At 49.3% G+C, this 18,615-nt stretch carries 13 protein-coding genes; 11 read left to right on the top strand and 2 right to left on the bottom strand.

Annotation, left to right across the window (positions count from 1 at the left end; genetic code table 11):
- Window positions 1-306 precede the first annotated feature (306 nt).
- Together C7B82_RS29885 and C7B82_RS29880 are read left to right on the top strand one after the other, a co-directional pair.
- Window positions 307-1,077 carry a peptidylprolyl isomerase gene (locus C7B82_RS29885; RefSeq protein ID WP_106260866.1) on the top strand — a complete coding sequence of 257 codons (771 nt, stop codon included), beginning with the start codon at window positions 307-309 and terminating at the stop codon, window positions 1,075-1,077.
- A complete protein-coding gene (locus C7B82_RS29880) occupies window positions 1,074-1,286 on the top strand; it encodes a hypothetical protein (RefSeq protein WP_106260864.1) in 213 nt (70 codons plus the stop codon). The genes C7B82_RS29885 and C7B82_RS29880 overlap by 4 nt, the downstream gene beginning before the upstream one ends.
- 75 nt (window positions 1,287-1,361) lie before the next feature.
- Here C7B82_RS29880 and C7B82_RS29875 read toward each other — a convergent pair whose 3' ends face one another.
- Window positions 1,362-2,186 carry a PEP-CTERM sorting domain-containing protein gene (locus C7B82_RS29875; protein WP_106260863.1) on the bottom strand — a complete coding sequence of 275 codons (825 nt, stop codon included), beginning with the start codon at window positions 2,184-2,186 and terminating at the stop codon, window positions 1,362-1,364.
- 1,460 nt (window positions 2,187-3,646) lie between these two features.
- On the opposite strand from C7B82_RS29875, the gene C7B82_RS29870 reads away from it, so the two are divergent.
- The 8 genes from C7B82_RS29870 to psb32 all read left to right on the top strand — a co-directional run bounded on the left by C7B82_RS29870 (window position 3,647) and on the right by psb32 (window position 17,708).
- A complete protein-coding gene (locus C7B82_RS29870; RefSeq protein ID WP_181357775.1) occupies window positions 3,647-4,876 on the top strand; it encodes a response regulator in 1,230 nt (409 codons plus the stop codon).
- A gap of 38 nt (window positions 4,877-4,914) precedes the next feature.
- The gene (locus C7B82_RS29865) at window positions 4,915-5,271 is read left to right on the top strand and encodes a response regulator (protein ID WP_106260860.1); all 357 of its coding nucleotides are present in this window, start codon (window positions 4,915-4,917) and stop codon (window positions 5,269-5,271) included.
- Between the two features lie 23 nt (window positions 5,272-5,294).
- Window positions 5,295-5,756 (top strand): chemotaxis protein CheW, encoded by a 462-nt coding sequence (locus C7B82_RS29860; protein WP_106260858.1) that lies wholly within the window; start codon window positions 5,295-5,297, stop codon window positions 5,754-5,756.
- 69 nt (window positions 5,757-5,825) lie between these two features.
- Entirely contained in the window at window positions 5,826-8,720 is a 2,895-nt protein-coding gene (locus C7B82_RS29855; protein WP_106260857.1) for a methyl-accepting chemotaxis protein, read from the top strand.
- 73 nt (window positions 8,721-8,793) lie between these two features.
- Window positions 8,794-11,346, top strand: coding sequence for a methyl-accepting chemotaxis protein (locus C7B82_RS29850; protein ID WP_181357773.1), 2,553 nt, complete (start codon window positions 8,794-8,796; stop codon window positions 11,344-11,346).
- Between the two features lie 179 nt (window positions 11,347-11,525).
- A complete protein-coding gene (locus C7B82_RS29845; protein ID WP_106260854.1) occupies window positions 11,526-15,044 on the top strand; it encodes a response regulator in 3,519 nt (1,172 codons plus the stop codon).
- A 378-nt stretch (window positions 15,045-15,422) separates the two neighbouring features.
- Window positions 15,423-16,715, top strand: a complete 1,293-nt coding sequence (locus tag C7B82_RS29840; RefSeq protein ID WP_106260853.1) for a Glu/Leu/Phe/Val family dehydrogenase — start codon at window positions 15,423-15,425, stop codon at window positions 16,713-16,715.
- Between the two features lie 264 nt (window positions 16,716-16,979).
- Window positions 16,980-17,708, top strand: coding sequence for a photosystem II repair protein Psb32 (gene psb32, locus C7B82_RS29835; RefSeq protein ID WP_106260851.1), 729 nt, complete (start codon window positions 16,980-16,982; stop codon window positions 17,706-17,708).
- A 66-nt stretch (window positions 17,709-17,774) separates the two neighbouring features.
- On the opposite strand, the gene C7B82_RS29830 is transcribed toward psb32, so the two are convergent.
- Window positions 17,775-18,158: a DUF4346 domain-containing protein gene (locus C7B82_RS29830; RefSeq protein WP_106260967.1), complete on the bottom strand. Its 384-nt coding sequence runs from the start codon at window positions 18,156-18,158 to the stop codon at window positions 17,775-17,777.
- Window positions 18,159-18,384: 226 nt separating this feature from the next.
- Between C7B82_RS29830 and C7B82_RS29825 the strand changes: the two genes are divergently transcribed.
- Window positions 18,385-18,570, top strand: a complete 186-nt coding sequence (locus tag C7B82_RS29825; protein ID WP_106260850.1) for a hypothetical protein — start codon at window positions 18,385-18,387, stop codon at window positions 18,568-18,570.
- Window positions 18,571-18,615: the final 45 nt, after the last annotated feature.

Here is an 18,615-nt window from a genome sequence, read left to right as displayed (position 1 = left end):
ATAGCGCTATAAGCATCACTAGACGGATCTTTTCAAGCTTGCGGCCTTCCTAGTTCCTAGCAAATGAGTGCCCCAAAGCACCATCTTGATTAAGAGCTTAAACTCTGAACGTTCGTGTGACGCTTTTCAAGCACCAGGTCGCCAAAAGTTAATATTTGTTTGTTGACGCGTTGGAAGCAATATTCAGATTCTTTTTGAGTTAAAATTTCATTCTGTATCTACTTTTACTAGTGACGGACATTTTATACAATGTCCAATCGTTAGTTAGTTCAACTGAAAACGATTGACGTGGTGTACGTTTTTCCGATGATTGATGTATCAGGGATTGTCATTGAAATTGATGAGATAGTACTTTCTTTGAAAAAAGAAATACTGTTGAAGGATGTCTGCCACAAAATCCTTCGACAGCACATTGTTGATGAGGCGGCTCAAGCCCGAAATATCACCATTACCCCTGAGGATATTCAAGTGGAAGCCGATCGCTTGCGGCATGAATATCACCTCCAAAAAGCTTCAGATACTCTGGCATGGCTGGAGGAACAACTGGTTACAATGGAAGACTGGGAAGCGGGCATTCGCGATCGGCTACTCTTGCAAAAGCTGACTGAATGTCTCTTTAACCAGAATGTTGAAAGCTTCTTCGCTCAAAATCGTCTGGATTTTGAGCGGGCACTCGTCTATCAAATCATTGTTCCCTATGCGCAGCTTGCTCAAGAAATTTTTTACGAAATTGAAGAAGAAGAGATTAGTTTTTACGAAGCCGCCCATCTCTATGACGTTGACCCCAAACGCCGCTACGGCTGTGGCTATGAGGGCGAACTGTATCGCTGGAGTCTGAAGCCAGATATCTCTGCACTGGTCTTTGGGGCTGACCCTAAAAAAGTCATTGCTCCGGTTCAAACAGAACAGGGATACCATCTGTTGATGGTTGAAGAATTTCTCTCTGCCGAGTTGACCCCTGAGCTTCATCAGGAGATTCTCCAGAAATTATTCAAGGAGTGGCTGGACGCCGAATTCAATCATTTTCTGCACAATCAACCCCCCTCGATTATTGAAGATGAGGCTACTGGATTATGAATCAGCACAAGGTTTTGTTTCAACGAATCGTGTCTGCCGATGGCCGCTCGATCGCAGAGGCCAGAAGTGAAGTCATCACCTCCGACAATGCCCAAGCAGTCTCGCAACAATCGATCGTGGTGACGCTCTCTGCTGCAGGAACGGTGCGAAGCGTCAGTAGTTGCTCCAGCAGTGCCTCATCGGCTGGAGCAACTACCGAACTAACTTGACATTAACCTCAGTCGCTTAGGGTCTCAGGGTTAATTTATTTGGTGCTACAAGCACACGATGGATGGGCGATCGCTTCAATTTTTAATACCATCCCTTTTGGCCGCTTGACGGCGTGACCGATAGACGAGTACCGCACCACCCAAACATAACCCTAGAAAACCTGATGGTTCAGGCACTGCTTGAACTTCGGCATGATTGACCTTACTTTCTACCAGGGTAATGTAGGTCGGCGTCTCAAAGACTCGTTGATAGGAGCCTGCAGCTGAAGCTTGAGCGGATTTTGTGGTCTCCCCAAACAAGGTGTTCAGTACCGGTGTTGGTGTAAAGGTAAAGTGATTGCTAGATTCTCCTTGAAGGAAGTCAAGTTGGCTTGATGTGTCTAACCTTCCAGCAATTGTGAAGAAATCCAGTGGGCTCAACTTGTTTGGATCAGTGCTGTTAAACACAGAAACCAGTAAGGCACCAGAGGCGTTCGCATTTTCAAGCGTTGGATGATCAGCCGCAACGATAAGGTTTAAGTTTGTCTGGAAAATAAACTGAAATAAATCACTGACCAGAAACCGACCAATAACTGTGGCCTGACTATCTGCCAGCCCTAAATAACTACCGAATTGACCAGATGCCTGGCTCACTGAAAGATTCGATGCTTCAGGTGGGTTTACCTGAAAAAGGGCGTTGGCATCCGCAGCACTAGCGACATTGCCCCCAAAGGAAAGGGCAATAGCACTAGTGACGGCATCGGTCGATGTTGAATCAGGCAGAAGGTTAAAGTTAGAAAACGTGGCGTTTGCTTCTGACAGTGCAAAGGTTGCCGCTTGACCGGGTAAAGCTGTTACAGATGCTGCAACGATCGGAAAAATAGCCAGAAAAAGTGTTTGGGTAGTGCCGAGTAATTTCATAGAAGGTTCCTTCAGTAAATTGAACTTAGGATCTTGAACTACTCGGGCAGGGGGGGACTGCCCATTCGGACAATGGGAGACTGCAGTGAATGTGTGTAGGGTTAAAGCTAGAAATGGTTGCACCTCCACAAGATGCTAACCAGCGATCGGTAAAAATCCCGTAAATCTACTACCATCGCGGGTAAATCCTGCATAAATAATGCAGAAATAATTCACGTGATCCGTATACTTTCAGTTCTGGCTTGAATCGCTTCTGGCTTGAATCGCTGGAAACTGAATCGTTGAATCAGCACTTACGTGAAGGAACGGTGCCGCCAACCGACTAAAAGCGAGAGGCCTGCGTCTCATGTTGCTTGAAGCTTGCTTTCCAGGTTGTGAACTGTACCCCCTTACAAGCCTTGTTTTTACTCATGCCTTGGCCTTGCCTCTACGGTGAGAGAGGAATCCTGATTCAGTCATTTGGCTGAAGGATTCACGCCTCCTGAGACGATACGTTAAGCACAGGGATGCATTTTCGCAGTGTTTGCTTTCATCTAGGGTCTTGCTATAACAGACTTTGGGAGCATGAGAGCTGCTTGTACCCGACCCATTCCCCGCCAAAATGCAAGGGTTCAGGTCGTCTGTGTTACTTGAAGGCCTTTCTGGAACATCAACGTCGACTCTGAAAGTAACCGTGCTTCATAAATTTCTCTCCCCCTAGTAAAGATTTTGTAAAGGCAGTACAACAGTATAGCGAATCATTATTCTGTCGTTGTAGTCTTTGAAAACGGGTTGTCATACCAGTCTTACGAATAGCTAAGAAACGCGTCTACCACTCTCACTCAACGCACGCATCACCAATACCATGCCATGTACTAGCTGCGTCAGTAGTAAAGGCATGATCGATATGATTTTTCTACTTGGGTGGCAAACGCTAGCGCTATTCTCATCCTTAAATTGAGAATCTGCGCTCTACCAAAAAAACGTGAGTCTTACCACACTGAATCAGATAGCTCCTTGTTTGCCTGCATGACAGTACCGCATGTACTTGTGCTTGCAGGGCAATTGAAAGGGCTGGATCGATTGTCGGCGTATCTTCTACCCACGCATCATCGGATTGCTCGTTCTTCTCTGCTTGCTTTAGAGTGACCAACTTTTTAGAAGTATGGCGTTTGAGTTGCTTGGTGTGCAACTTAAAAGCGATTTTTTGTGGCTTTCAAGGTGCTGTCTTGAGATGGTATCAGAAAACCATAAGCGATAGCGAAGTCGGAGTCTCAATTGCATGACTCTAACGTTTGCGCACTCTAAACATAAGGCTTTTGAAGCGTTTCAGAACCGGAATGATCCAGCAATGGGCGAATCTTGGTACGGCAAACGGCTGTTTGTCTGCCCAGCAGCAGGATTCCCTTAGACATTGCTTTGGCGTTTGTGAGTGTAATTTTCAGGTGAGCTTGAGCTCTTTCATATTGATTGCTTTACTTATGAAAACATCAGCACCCTACAGTTTTCAGTTTCAGGCACAGGAGTTACCTCAGAAGCTAAGCCAGCTATCCCAACAACCATTGACGGGCTATTGGCTGTTTGAGTTTCCTGGTTTAGCTGGAACAAACGTCGCGAACCAATGGTATCTCGGTTTATCAAAAGGGCAAGTGGTCTTTTCGGGAAACCAACATTGCTGCTGGAGCGTTCTCTTTGAAACGTTGCAGCGTTATACGGCTCGTTTGCGCAACGGTGATGCCAAACATGCAATTTTGAGGTTAGAGCAGCAACTGATGCTGACTCATCCAGACAGGCAAGCGTCAGCACTGCTGGATCTATTGCATGAATTAAATGAGTTGAATTTACTCAATCTTGAGGAAGTTCGCGCCTCCTTGCGGTTGAAGATGCTGTCTGATTTTGATACCTATGTCTTCGAGTATGCGGGACAGGCTAAATTTTTACCCTCTTCTTCTAGCGACGCTCCGCTGCCGATCGTAGGCTTTGAGATGGACGCGTTAGTGTCTCAGGCAAAGGAACGGCGGGTTCTCTGGCAAAAACTGAAAACGCTGATCCCATCCATGGAGCATGTGCCGACTCTGAATGCCGCAGCCGCTAAGCTGTCACAGCTCAATGCGGAACGAAAACAGCGCTTAGAGGCATTAGTAGCAGATAACAAAACCCTGAGCGAAATTGCCGTCTTACTGGCTCAAGATCCATTGGAAATCGCGAAATTTTTTGCCAAGCTCATGAGCGAAGGTTTAATCAAACTGCGCTCATCGCCTACCACTAAGGGTGTTGAAATCTTTGTTGTTGATGATTCACCAATATTGCTGAAGCAATTTGAAAGCCTGGTGAGAAGCTGGGGCTACTGCGTGCGATCGTTTTATGAACCGATGCTGGCTTTGGAGGCACTCACTGAGGCCAATCCTGCTGTAATTTTTCTTGATATCAATATGCCGGAGGTAACAGGCTTTGATCTAGTTAAACAAATTCGTCGTCTACCCGGATTGGAGAGCATACCGTTGATTATGTTAACAGCTGAGAAATCGCTTTCCAATAATTGGCGAGCGCGGTGGAGCGGTTGCCAGTTTATGAGTAAGCCGCTTACCTCTAGTGAGATACCAACCTTCCGTCTGGAGCTACGTACGCTACTGACAGAACTGGCACCTTTACAGCAGCCCACTCAGTTTAGTGGCAGACGCTCAGAGTTTCAAATGGAAACCAGCTACTAGCAAGAGCAATCATTTATTTAGGAGACTAGAGAGAACGTATGCGATTTCTGATCGTTGATGATAGTGCTGTCGATCGCCATTTTTTGACCTCCCTACTCGAAACAATGGGACATGAAGTGGAGGCGTATGACACGACAGATGGCCTTGTCGATAAGCTCTCGACCGGCAGATATGGCGCGCTCTTTTTGGACATCGTTATGCCTAAAAAAGATGGCTATAAATTTTTACGAGAAGTCCGCCTCAATCAACGCACCGTGAATCAGCACGTCATCTTTTATTCCAGTAAGTCAACATCGGTAGAAATTAACTATGGTCTCAAGCGTGCAGGGGCAAACGCCTATTTGACCAAACCGACTACACGTGAGCGGCTTGAACAAGCCTTGCGCAAGATCTAATATTTCACAAGCATGTAATTTCTATGGATACAGATATCGATGTGAGCGTTTCTGACGCCACTGAAACGCTTGAACACTCTTTGCCATCATTGCAAAATCGCTACATGCTCACACAGGTGGGGCAGCAACAGCTAGTGTTCCCATCACACTGGGTCGGTGAGATTCTGCTGATAGAGCGATCGCAGATTCTGCATCTGCCCTTTTATGACCGCGTACTGCTGGGTCTTGTTCACCACAATGGCAGTATTGTGCCGCTGCTTGCTGCTCATCTTTTGCTACTAGAAACATCAAAACAGGATGGGCGCTTACGAGCCATGAAAGAAACACTCACGGTGGTGCGCTTAAGCCCCACGATTGATGGACTAGCCAGTGTTGGCATTGTGGTTGATCAGGTTGTGGGCAGTCTGACAGCAGAACAGATAGCCAAGCAGCGCCTCTTTCAACTCTCAGATCTACCGAGTCAACTCTGGCAACCGCGTTGGTAAGCCTCGGTGAGTCAGCAGTAGAACAACCGAGGCAATGATCGATCGAGCAACGCCACGCGAAGGATCTTCATGTCACAGTCCACCATCCAATCATCAGTTTATGCACATACGCAAGAGGTCAATGTGAAAGTGAATGCCAAGGCTCAAAAGAAGCGGCTTGTATCCTGGAAAGGCTTGAGCCTGCGCTTGAAAGCGACGCTGCTAGCGGTTGCAGTTAGTACCGTCCCTATCACTGTTGTGGGGGGAGCCACCTACATGCAAGTGAAAGAGTCCAACCGAGCAAGTGTTGATGCAAATAAGCAGAACCTTGCGAGCGGAGTGCAAAGCCATATCAACCAATACATGTGGGAGCGGCTTGGTGACATTAAGATCATGGCCGATCTTGATCTTTTGGCTGACGCTAAAGATCGGCTAACAACAACAACAGCAGAAAAATCTGCAGCATTGGAGCAGTTTATCAAAGCGTATCCCGTTTATGACAGCATTGCTGCGTTTAACCTCCAGGGCGATCCGATCGCTCAAACGCAAGGAAAGCCGCTAGGGAACCATAGCAACCGCCCCTATATTCAGCAGGCGTTGCGAACGAAAGGCCCCATTTTAAGTCAACCGAGCATCTCAACCAGTTCAGGGCTTTTTAGCGTTTACGCAGCGGCTCCCATCAAGGATCGTGATACGGGTGAAATCATCGGCACGATCCGGGCTCGGATACCCGTCTCTAAATTTAGCGATTTGGTCCAAGCGTTGAAGCCTCAAAAGGGTAGTGCCTACTACCTCATTAATGATGCTGGAAGTGTGTTCTCCGGCCCAGAGGGGAAGTATATCATCCAGGAGAATTCGAGTGGGAGAAAGGGTGACGTTGGCGAAAAAGCCTTTAAAGAGAAGCGAATCGAAGACCTTTTTCCAGATCTTGGAGCCTTCAGAGCCACTCAAAAAGGCGGCAGCATCTTTGCCGTCCATCCAATGACGAAGGTGCCGGCGTTCGTTACCTATGTTCCTCCTAAAACCTTAGAAGGGTTACCCGATCTCAAATGGAGCGTAGTGTTAGCAACTGATTCCGAAATTGCTTTTGCGGCACAAAAACAACAGCTGCAGGTTCTGTTGATTGGAATTGGGTTGACGTTACTTGTTGTGCTTGTCGTGTCGATTTACTTGATCAATCGAGCGATTCGCCCACTTCTGGAGTCTGCCCAGGTCGTGGAAAAAATTGGTCAAGGTCATTTAGACGCGCGTATTGCTGTACGGGGTGAGGATGAATTAGCAGCCTTGGGCTCTAATATCAACCAGATGGCTGACCAAATTCAGGATTTGCTACAAACCATGCAGCAAAATGCTGAACAACTTAAAACCCAAAACAATGTGCTATCGGATCTGGCTCGGCATGAAGCTCTGGTGCAAGGCAATGTGAAGGTCGCGGTGGCTAGCTTTACCGAAGCAATCACCAAAACGTTGAAGTTGGAGCGCGTGAGCATTTGGCTCTACAACACCGATCGAAGCAACTTGACGTGTCTCGATCGCTACGATCGAGGCCTGCAACAACACTCTGATGGCGATCTACTTGACGTCGCCGATGCACAAAACTATGTGGATTTTCTGGAGTCTGAGCATTTTCTTGCAGTCAATAACGTCCGCGCCAATGCCGCAGTCAACCAGCTACTACCTGATGGGCTACTGCTATCAGAGACACGAGCGCTGTTGAATTTACCTATCTATGTGGCAAACCGGATGGCTGGATTCATCCAATGTGAGCATGTACAGGGTCCCCGCACCTGGCAAGCCCCCGAACAAACGTTCGTTTCTGGGGTTGCCAACCTGGTTTCCATCGTGATTGAAAGTGAATTTTTGCAGCAGGAAGTGAGCCATTTATTGGATGTCGTTTCGGATGTGGAAGAAGGGAATTTAACGACCCAGGCGCAAGTGAGCGATCGGGCAACAGGGTTGGTCGCAGATACCTTCAATCGCTTGATCGAGCGCTTTGCCTATGTGCTGAATCAGGTTTTAGTCGCAGCGCACCAGGTATCAGAGTCAGCTAACCAGCAAAAAGAACTGGTTGTAACCGTTGCCAACAATGCGGATGAGCAGGCTCAGGCAGTGAATCAGGTATTGCAGCTGACAGAGCAAGTAGAACAGGCAGCTCAGGGTTCCGCAGACCGGGTCAAGATCTCGAACGAATCGCTGCAAACGGTATCGAGCACCTTGGTGCTGGGGCAAGAGGCAATCGACGCCTTGACTCAAGGCATCACTGTTTTACAGGAAGGAACCAACCGCATTGTCCAGCGGATGAAAACACTTGGAGAATTTGTTGGGTTAGCCGATCAATTTGTGCAAAACCAAAGCCAGATTGCGTTTGTGACGCAAACTCTGTCACTCAATGCCTCCTTGGTGGCAGCCAGAGCGTCAGAACAACGTGACCCTAGACAGTTTGTCGTCGTCGCCCGTGAATTTGATTCCATTGCCGATCAGGTGAATAAACTGGCTCAACAAACGAGTGAAGGCTTAACCAACCTTGAACAACGAAGTGCCCAAATTCACAGTGCCGTTTCAGCGGTCGACGGTGATGTGCAAAATATGGGTGAACTGGTGAGGCAATTTACGGCCGGTGTTGAACAGTCAAATCAAGTCTTTCAAACGGTGCAGACCATCACGGGTGACGCCGTACAGGCAGGTGAAGCGGTGAATCAGTTCAGCGGACAAATTGTGGAAGCAGCGCAGGCAACAGCACATGTCATGCGAGATATTACTGGGCTGGCTGAACAAACCGCTGCCTTAACGCAGGTGACCCGTGAGCGATCGGATCAAATGGATTCGTTAGCAGCGCAACTGCTGCAGACGGTGCAATTCTTCCAGCTACCCATTGCCCTTGAAGACAGCAGTGTACCAGCCAAAAACGGTCAGTCCCGGCTCGGTGATCACACTGTGACCGTTCCGACTGAACCCATTTCTTCTAATCATGTCCTCCAGGCCTAACGCATCTCTGGCTCGCTTTCTGACCAGGGCGCGGCCTCTCACCATTCAACGGCACTCATTTCGGAAATACCCTATGACGACCCTTCAAACGGACTCGACTGTCTCTAAAATCCCCCCAACACCTCCTATTTCAACGTTAATGCATGCATCGACACCGCCATCAAAGGTGTCCAGAGCATCGGTGTTTGGGTTTCGGGATAATCTTAGTATTCGCGTCCTGATTGTGACTGCGTTTGTCGTACCCATTGTTACAGCTGTTGGTCTCACCGGCTGGCTATCCATTCGGAATGGTCAACGGGCGGTTAACGAACTAGCTGGGCGGTTGCAAACAGAAGCCGGTAAGCGCGTCTCAACCCACCTTGATGCTTACTTGAGCGTGCCGCATCAAATTAACCAGATCAACCTGGATGCCGTTGAATTGGGCATGGTTAATCTGCAAGAATTCAACAAGCTGGGAAAATACTTTTGGAGACAAATGAAAGTCTTCAATATTGGCTACAGCAACTTTGCCAATAAAAATGGTGAGTTTATTGGCGTAGAGCGTCTAGACAATGGCAATTTGTTGATTAACGAAGTGTCGCAGGCCTCGACTCAGGGCAAGCTTAATGTTTATGAAACCGATCAGAAGGGCGATCGCACAAAACTAGAGTCAAGCAAAACCTACGATCCTCGTGAAGAAGCCTGGTATGCCGATGCCGTAAGAGCCGGTCGTCCACTCTGGACGCAGATTTATCAATGGGAAGACAAACCCGAAATCATGTCGATTTCATCCAGCTTTCCGGTGTATGCCAATGGTGGAAATTTAGTTGGTGTGATTGGGGTTGACTTAATCCTGACCCAGATTAGTACTTTTCTCAACACGCTGAATGTGAGCCCGTCTGCCAAAGTGTTCATTGTTGAGCAAAACGGCCTCATTGTGGCAAATTCAGGTAAAGAGCTAGCATACACAGTGAAGGAGAGTAAGCCGCAGCGAGTAGCAGCCGAAAAGAGTGCTGATCCACTCATTAGTGCCACCGCCCAATACTTAAAAACGTCGTTTGGCACACCTGGAAATATTAAGAACAGTCAACTCACCAGCTTTGATTTTCAGGGGCAACGGCATTTTGTGCAGGTAACGCCGTGGAAAGATCAATGGGGCTTAGACTGGCGGATTGTCGTCGTGACATCAGAGTCTGACTTTACGGCGCAGATCAATGTTAATACGCGCAATACGATCCTGCTGTCTGGTGCAGCGCTTTTAGTTGCAACCTTTTTGGGTCTTTTGGCATCACGTTGGTTGACCAATCCAGTCGTGCGCTTAAGTCAGGCTTCCCAGGCGATCGCGAGTGGCGATCTGGATCAGACCGTTAAAGTTGAGGGGTTTGGCGAATTACGCGTGCTGTCCCAATCGTTTAACCAGATGGCGCAGCAGTTGCGAGAGTCGTTTACCGAGTTGGAAACCGCCAACAAAGACCTGGAACAGCGCGTTGCAGAACGAACCGCTACTCTGTATGAAGAAGGTCAAGCGCTGCAGCATGAGGTTGAGCACTTGCTGGACGTTGTGTCTGCGGTGGAGGATGGCGATTTGACGGTCGAAGCAGAAGTTAGTGCACGTCTGACTGGCTTGGTGGGCGATACCTTGAACCGTCTGATTATGCGGTTGGGGCAAGTGATGGCAGAGGTGCTCGGTGCCGCTGAACGAGTGACCTACGGAACGGAATATTTAGAACAACTGGCGGTAGCAGTGGCAGATAACGCCCAGCAACAATTTCAATCGGTTGCCCAAGTGCAATCGTTGATGGAAGAAGTTAACGACCAAGCCCAAGAAGCCGCACTGCAGGCGATGGCAACAGGTGATGCTGTTCAACTTACCCAGACTGCTATTGACGATGGTCAACATGAAATTACAGCCATGACTCAGGGGATTCAGGGGCTGCAGCAAGAGACAGAGCAAATCGTCAAACGGACTCAAACGCTGACCAATTATGTTGAGTTGGCAACGCAGTTTGTGAAAGATCAGAAACGCATTGCAGCCATGACCCGAATTCTGGCGGTGAATGCATCAATGTTGTCCAACCGGGCAACGGTACAACAAGATCCCGAACAAATGGCGGTTATTACACGCGAATTTGAGACGATCGCTGTGCAGGTGAATCAACTTGCAGCTCAAACGAATCAGAGTTTGGTGTTGCTGCAACAACGCACCGATCAAATTCAAACAGTGGTGTCAGGGCTCAACTATGACGTGCAGGGAATCAGCCAACAGGTGGGCTATTTCACCGTGGGTGTTGAACAATCTCAGCAGGCCTTCAATACTATTCGCACTGTAAGTGAACGTGTGGCTCAGATGGGTCAGCAAGTGACGCAATCCAGCCAGGCGATCGCGGGTGCGGCTCAAACCACCCTGCAATCGGTACGCGATATTGCTAATAGTTCAGCTGAATCATTGCAGCGGGCTGATGTGACCAAAGAACAAGCTGAACAAATGGAGCAGCTAGCACAGTCGTTGCTACACAGTGTGGAATTTTTCCAATTGCATCCAGAACAACGCCCGTCGCATGACGTGAAGCCAGTAACGTTAACGATCGCACCAGATACGTTTGCTCAGAATGGAACAGCTGCTAGCGCGGCTCCCAATCCAGCGTGACCATTAGTCATGCGGTTACCAATTGCTAAATCTGTGGTTGACAATTAAACGCTTAACTTAAAACAGCAGTAGTTCAGTGGTAAAAAAGTCTACAACTCTGCCTTTCAGGCTGAGATGGCCGCTTCCTTTTGCTGCCAACGGCTGTATGTTCTCTGAATCTTTTCCTTTAATGATGCATTATGTCGATTCCAGAGATTGATTTTTCCCAAAGCTTTGAAGCGCTTGCTGAAGAGCAGCTACAGCAGGAACTTCGCGGTCTTTTCGCCGTTGATACGCAAAATTATCTGCAGCGATATAGCCAGATTGCTCAATCACTCCAGGCTCCATCGTGGCGATCGGATATCCAGGAACTCTATCGTTGTGTGCATACCATTAAAGGTGGCGCTGTGACGATCGGGGCAGAAGCGGTTTTGTATGTTGCGACTGCCCTAGAAGATGTACTAGCCGATTTACGCTATCTTGAACAAGCACCCAGCTTAGCCGATGACCATCTGAGCCAAGCCTTGATCGAGGCCGGAGAGCTGCTGACGGGCTCTCTGGAGCCCCAGCAAGCCGAGAACCAGGAGCCTATTCTCCGCCGCATCCAGGTGCTACACCAGGACATTCGCAGGCGCTATCTGCCACAGTGGGATGAGATCAGTCAGCTCCATCAGGAGTTTGCGGAAGAAGGGCTGGATCTGGTGGTGCTGGAACTGGATATTGCCTTAGAGCGCCTGCCAGAGCAAGGATCGATTCCTGACGGCACGTTTCACACGGCGCAGCAGATTCTGAAACAACTGGCCCAAATTGGTGAAGAGTTGCAACTTGCGGCTGGTTGGTCGGAGCTCTTGCAGCACGCACAACCATTGTTGGACTGTCGAGACAGTGCTGTTTGGCGATCGCAGTGGGCGCTGCTCTTTCAAGCACTCAAGACCTGTGCAAAACAAGGCGGCAAGTCGGTACCGTCTGAGTTTGCCAGCTTTGAGCCTACCAATGCTCAGCCCGCCAAGATTCAGCTTGCCGAGGCTCAGCTCTCCAACCCTCAGACTGTTGCTTTCGATGCGAATGCGCACCATGATTGGGGCGAGGCATCGGCAGCACTGGATACTCAAGCCTTCGCGCACTCTGACCTGCAAGGGACGGAGACATTACTCGATTACTTTGAACCAACGGACGCCATTGCTAACTTTGATACGTTTCTCGATACGTTTCCTGTGGCGGAGACTACGGCGACAGAAGCGGTTGAGTGGCTCGTTGAGCCTTCCCTTGATGATGGAGTTCTTAATGATGGAGTTCTGCAGGCAAGCGTTGATCCACAATTAGACGACGATCGACCGATCAATGAAAGCAGCCCTAAGGAAAGCAGCCTTATAGACGACCATATAGACGATCATCAGGCTCTTGATGCAGTCCTTCCGCCAAACAACGAGGCAGAACAAACAGCCGCCGAACCCGATCAAGATTGGCTTGTGAGTACGTTTCTCGATGTCTTGACGCCGTTTGAAGCCACGCCAGTACCACAGGTCGTTGATTTTCTAGACAACTCCTTCTCCCTAGATGACTCAACCTTTTTTGCAGGCAACGACCAACGACTGGATGATAACAGTCTGGCAGACAAGCACGGGGAGCTTGAGCCACCCCCTGAGCCAAAACCTCGAACGCTTTATCCGCTGGATGCTGAGCAAGTACAGGATTGGCTCGATCCGACGATCCCGAGCAATGGTTCGGTTGCTTCCTCGTCGTCTATGCAGGGGCAAAGTGAGGCTGTTAATGGAGCCCAATCGCTACACCCCGCCTCGGTTGCGAACAAAAATCTGCCGCCGAGGGCCGATCGCGCGAACGATACACTGGGAAAAGTGCAAATTCCAGTCCCCCTAGAGACGCTGGATCAATCCGCTCAGCATCTTGTAGAGACTCTGCTAGCCTTGCGCACTACGCAAGGCTTTTATCAAGCGTTACAGAGCCAGATCACACAGATTATGGCGCTTGCCCAGGAAGGGACACAATACATTACGCATCTTCGCCAGATTCAAGATGACTATACCCTGCTTGAGGAACTGAGTCATAGTACACAGGCTAACGCCGGGCCAACGCCTGAACGCTATCGGCAAGGATACACAGTCATCAATCGGTTGCTTGAGACGAGCCTTCGTCTGTCGGAGATTGGGGCAGAAACCGGGAAAACGACGCAACAAATCTCTGACTATCTACAAAACGTGGATCGTAACGTGCTCAGGCTGCAAAGCACGATCGAAGATAGTCGACTGGTGCCCTTCCAAAACTTGAGCTTCCGCGCCAAAGCGATCTTGCGTGACCTCACCACTCGCTATAACAAGCCTGCTCAACTGCTGGTGCAGGGAGAGAAAACGGAACTGGATGTTACGATCGCTCGCAATCTGGAACCAGCCTTACTCCATCTCATTCGTAATGCTTACGATCATGGGTTGGAATCTCCCGATGAACGGGCTGCCAAGGGTAAACCGGAGCAGGGCACGATTACGCTATCCCTCCAGCGGCAGGGCAATCGCTTTCAGTTTGAGATTCATGATGACGGCCGTGGGATCGATGCTCATGCCATTCAAGCCAGAGCCCAGGCTTTACACCTACCGTTGTGCAAGGCTCAAACGCCAGCGGATCTCCTGGCTGTCCTTTGCCAACCGGGCTTCAGCGCTCAAAACCAGGTGAGTGAAATCTCTGGACGCGGGGTTGGGATGGATGTGGTTGCCGCCCAGGTGGCTCGCTTAGGTGGACGGCTCAGCCTCAGTACTGAGCCTGGTAGCGGCACGACGTTTCAGCTCCAATTCCCAGTACCACGGTTATTGGTTCCCTGCGTCTTGCTGCAAGCAGGTGATCAGATCGTCGCGATTCCAGAAGATGACATCCGCAACATTACGTTATTAAGTGACTTGAGCGTATCGCCGGTCGAGGATGCAAACCACGCCTACGCCTGGACCATTCACAATGAAGCCGGATCACTGCCAGCGCTAGATTTGCTCAAATACTGGCAGTCACGATCGATCGATCGGACGTTAGCTGATACAACTGTTTGCCTCTACATTGCGGTGGAAGGTAGCCAGCAAGGCGTTTGGCTAATGGCTGACGAACTCTTAGAACAGGCGGAATTAATCATCAACCCTATACCGCTGCCGCTGACAACACCCAACGGTTTGATTGGTGTAAGCCTACAGCCAAACGGGGCTTTAGTCCCGGTTTTAGAAGCACGGACAGTAATCGAACAGCTATTAACGGTTCCAGAGCCCAAGACTACAACCGACCCGATCGCACCGTCTGAGCCAAATGATTGGAACCCTGACTACCAGACTCAATCGATTCTGATTGTGGATGATGCCGCGTTGATGCGTCGCAGACTGGAGGCAAGCCTGCATAGTTGTGGCTATGTCACCCATACCTGTGCTGATGGACAAGAAGCCTGGAACTGGCTCCAGGCAAACCCTCATCCCAATCTGGTGATCACTGATATTGAAATGCCAAATATGGACGGGTTTACATTGGTCGATCGCTGTCGTCAAGCCGCTATCGATGTTCCCATTCTGGTTGTTTCATCACGCTTATCAGAAGAATGGTTTGATGAGGCTCGACGTTTAGGGGCCAACGATTATTTAACCAAAGGGTTCTCCACGGTTGAGTTACTGAAAAAAGTTAACACGTTGCTCAACCTTGCCGTGCCTTCAAGAGAACCTGAGAAAACGATGCGGTAACTTTAGGGACTTGTAAACAGATAGTATCCCAGCGTCGGTGTATGGCAGTGCCATGCACCGACCAGAATTCGTGGTTGGCTGGTACGTTATTTCTGCGCCTGTCTCTTATGGATCGTGCGATCGCTACATCATAAATGCTCACAAAGGAAATAAAAACGCTTTCAGTCGTTGCCTTAAGAACAGTCACGTTTCGTCTCTAAAAGGGGGATCACTGTATCCAAGGCGTTTGGTGTTTGGGCAGTATAGAGAAAAGCGAAGAGTTTCTCTATTGGTTAAACCCATTGGCAGGTTTGCTGAAGAAAGCACTCGTGTCTTTAGAAACACCTGTCGTTTTTTGCGATCGTTGCGATCGTGACTTTACTGAAAGGAAGAGTATTTATGACCCCCGGCTCACTATTAGCAGATGCCAGTCAACGCTTAGAACAAGCACTGAAATATACATCCATTTCAGATGATGCCGTTGAAACGTTGAAGTTTCCTCAAACCAGTCTGACCGTTTCGATTCCCGTCCGCATGGATGACGGCTCGCTCAAAATTTTTCAGGGCTATCGCGTGCGTTATGACGACACCCGAGGCCCCGGTAAAGGCGGTGTGCGCTATCATCCAGACGTTTCCCTGGACGAAGTGCAATCACTGGCGTTTTGGATGACGTTTAAGTGTGCTGCGTTAAGACTGCCCTTCGGCGGTGCGAAGGGCGGTATTACCGTCAATCCCAAAGAATTGTCCCGGATGGAGCTAGAGCGGTTAAGCCGTGGCTACATTAACGCGATCGCCGACTTTATTGGCCCTGACGTTGACATTCTGGCACCAGACGTCTACACCAACGCCATGATCATGGGTTGGATGATGGATCAATACAACATCATTAAGCGCCAGATCTGCCCCGCTGTCGTTACCGGTAAACCCGTCAGCATGGGCGGCAGTTTAGGACGCGAAGCCGCAACGGCAATGGGTGCCTTTTTTGTGATTGAATCCACGTTGCCGAAATTCGATCGTCATCCCAGTACGACAACGGTTGCTGTGCAAGGCTTTGGCAACGCTGGAGCCATCCTCGCAGAACTGCTTTTTCATGCTGGTTACAAGGTTGTTGCCGTCAGCGACTCACAGGGTGGTGTCTATGCCAAAAACGGACTCGACATCCCCAGCCTTCGACAGTTCAAAGATGCTAGCCGTGGTGTCAAAGCGTTCTACTGTGACGACACCGTTTGTCATACCGCTGCCGAAGAGGTCCTCACTAACGCTGAATTGTTGGCTCTGGATGTGGATATTTTGGTGCCTGCCGCACTCGAAAATCAAATTACTGAAGCCAACGTCGACACCATCCGAGCCAGGTTGGTGTACGAAGTGGCAAATGGCCCCATTACCTCTGCTGCCGATCGCATCCTGAACGAGAAGGGCATCTACGTGTTTCCAGATATCCTGGTGAACGCAGGTGGCGTGACCGTCAGCTACTTTGAATGGGTACAAAACCGCAGTGGTTTGTACTGGACGTTAGACGAAATCAATCAACGGCTGAAGCAGCGCATCGTCGAAGAATCAGAGGCCATCTGGTTAATTGCCCGTGACCTGTCGATCGATCTCCGCACTGCCGCCTACGTTCACGCCCTTACCCGCCTCGGCGAAGCCATCAGCGCCAAAGGCACGCGAGACTATTATCTGAATGGTCATTAATGAGGAATGAGGGCGTGGGGAGTGGGGAAAGATGATGAAGGATGAAGGATGAAGGATGAAGGATGAAGGATGAAGGATGAAGGATGAAGGATGAACCTCAAATCTAGATTCAGGAGTCAGCACGAACTCAAAACTCAAACTCAAAACTCAAAACTCAAAACTTTCTCCCTCCTGCCTCCTCCTCACTCCTTACTTCCCCTCCCCCTGTCCATCTTCGCTATAAGCGTAGTATTTTGGAGAGATACATTTTTCTAGAGCGGTATCATGCAACGCCTCCTTAACCACCTCTGCAACTGGAAGTGCGTCGGCCAAAAACTGCTGCTTTCCGTAGCGGTCTTGATTCTGGCGACACAGCTCTTTGCCACACCTGCAAACGCGACCGGTGCCGGCGAAGTGCCTAAGCCAAAAGTAGGCACTTGGGTGCTTGACCAGGCCGAAATTCTCAGTCGCTCGAATGAAGGCAAAATTGCAACCGCTCTAGGAGATCTGGCAAAGCAAACGGGTAGCGAAGTTCACTTTGTCACCATTCATCGGTTGGATTACGGCGAAACGATCGAAACCTTTACTAATAAGCTCTTTGACCTGTGGTTCCCGACGCAAGAGGCGAGTGCTAACCAGACGCTGCTGGTGTTAGATAACCTTACTAACAATGTGGCGCTGAGTGCTGGTGATGCAGTGAAAACAAAGCTGTCTGACGAGCTTGCTGAAAGCGTCACACAAGAAACGGTGCTGATTCCGCTGAAGGAAGGGAACAAGTACAATCAAGCGCTACTCGGTGCTAGCGATCGCCTCGTTGCAGTACTCTCTGGTCGCCCTGATCCAGGTCCGCCAGCACTCATCGATAACGTCCAGGTTGAAGGTACCTTTGCCACACCCGAACAAACAAAAGAAAGCAACGCTACCATCTGGGTCATCGGTTTCCTTGTTGTGGCGACCGTTGTACCGATGGCAACTTATTATTTCTATCTGTACCTGCAAGCCCGAGAAGGCTAGCACGTTTTTAGTGGTTGGTGGTTGGTCGTTAGAGAAGACTTTACTTCTAACCACTAACCATTGTCGTCAGTCCTGTACATACTCTTGCCCACTGAGTAAGGCGGCTTCTGCCCGCTGAAACTCTCGCCCCAGGTAAGAAGCATGGTCAATCATCGTAATCGGGCAAGGGGCATGCGCCTCAAAAAGCTGGACGCAGATTTCCTTGGCCGTTCTACCGCTATACAGACGAGTGGGCAACCGTTCTACTTTGCTGCGCGTGGGGATGGGTTTACCTGTCGCTGGATCGCAAGCCAAACCACGATCGTCGATAAAATTTGTAAAATGTTTGGCACAAATGAGCCCTTGCTCATGATCGAGGTAGATGATGATGTAGCCACCGGGATCGAGATTAATAGGACGTTTGGATAGCTTTTGATCAATTGCAGCAGCCTCTGCAATAGCCTGGTTCATGGTGTACATCAAGTGCGAATTGTAATCTGGACGACTTTCCTCTTATCTTAAGTGGTCTTGAAGTGGTCGGTTTGAAGAAGCTTTCTAGACGTTTCAAACAGCCTCTTAAAGAAATTGCGTGTTTGGGTGCCCTACAAATGCTCAAACAGCCTTTTCTCGTGGCGAAACCGCGTTTCTACGTAATAGCGCCTGAAGACTTCTTCTCTGCTTTACAGTCTTTTTACCGTTGCAGTACACAAACTCACTCAGCACGAGCCATCTTAAGAAGGACGATTTCAGCACGTTGATTCTGCCTGTAAGAGACATCGGGCTGCTTGTACCCATACTGCTGGTGTTAATGCTTAAAACACTGATCTTGCTTCTGTGTCGCAGTCAAGCAGACCTCAAGCAAGACATGATTCACACCCAGTAAGGGGTTTAAGCCACTTGCTGGTGTCTACAAGCTATGTCAATTTGC

It is taken from the genome of Stenomitos frigidus ULC18, assembly GCF_003003795.1.
Lineage (GTDB): Bacteria > Cyanobacteriota > Cyanobacteriia > Leptolyngbyales > Leptolyngbyaceae > Stenomitos > Stenomitos frigidus_A.
The sequence above is the reverse complement of the archived record's forward strand: the minus strand, read 5'-3'. Positions and strand labels throughout refer to the sequence as shown.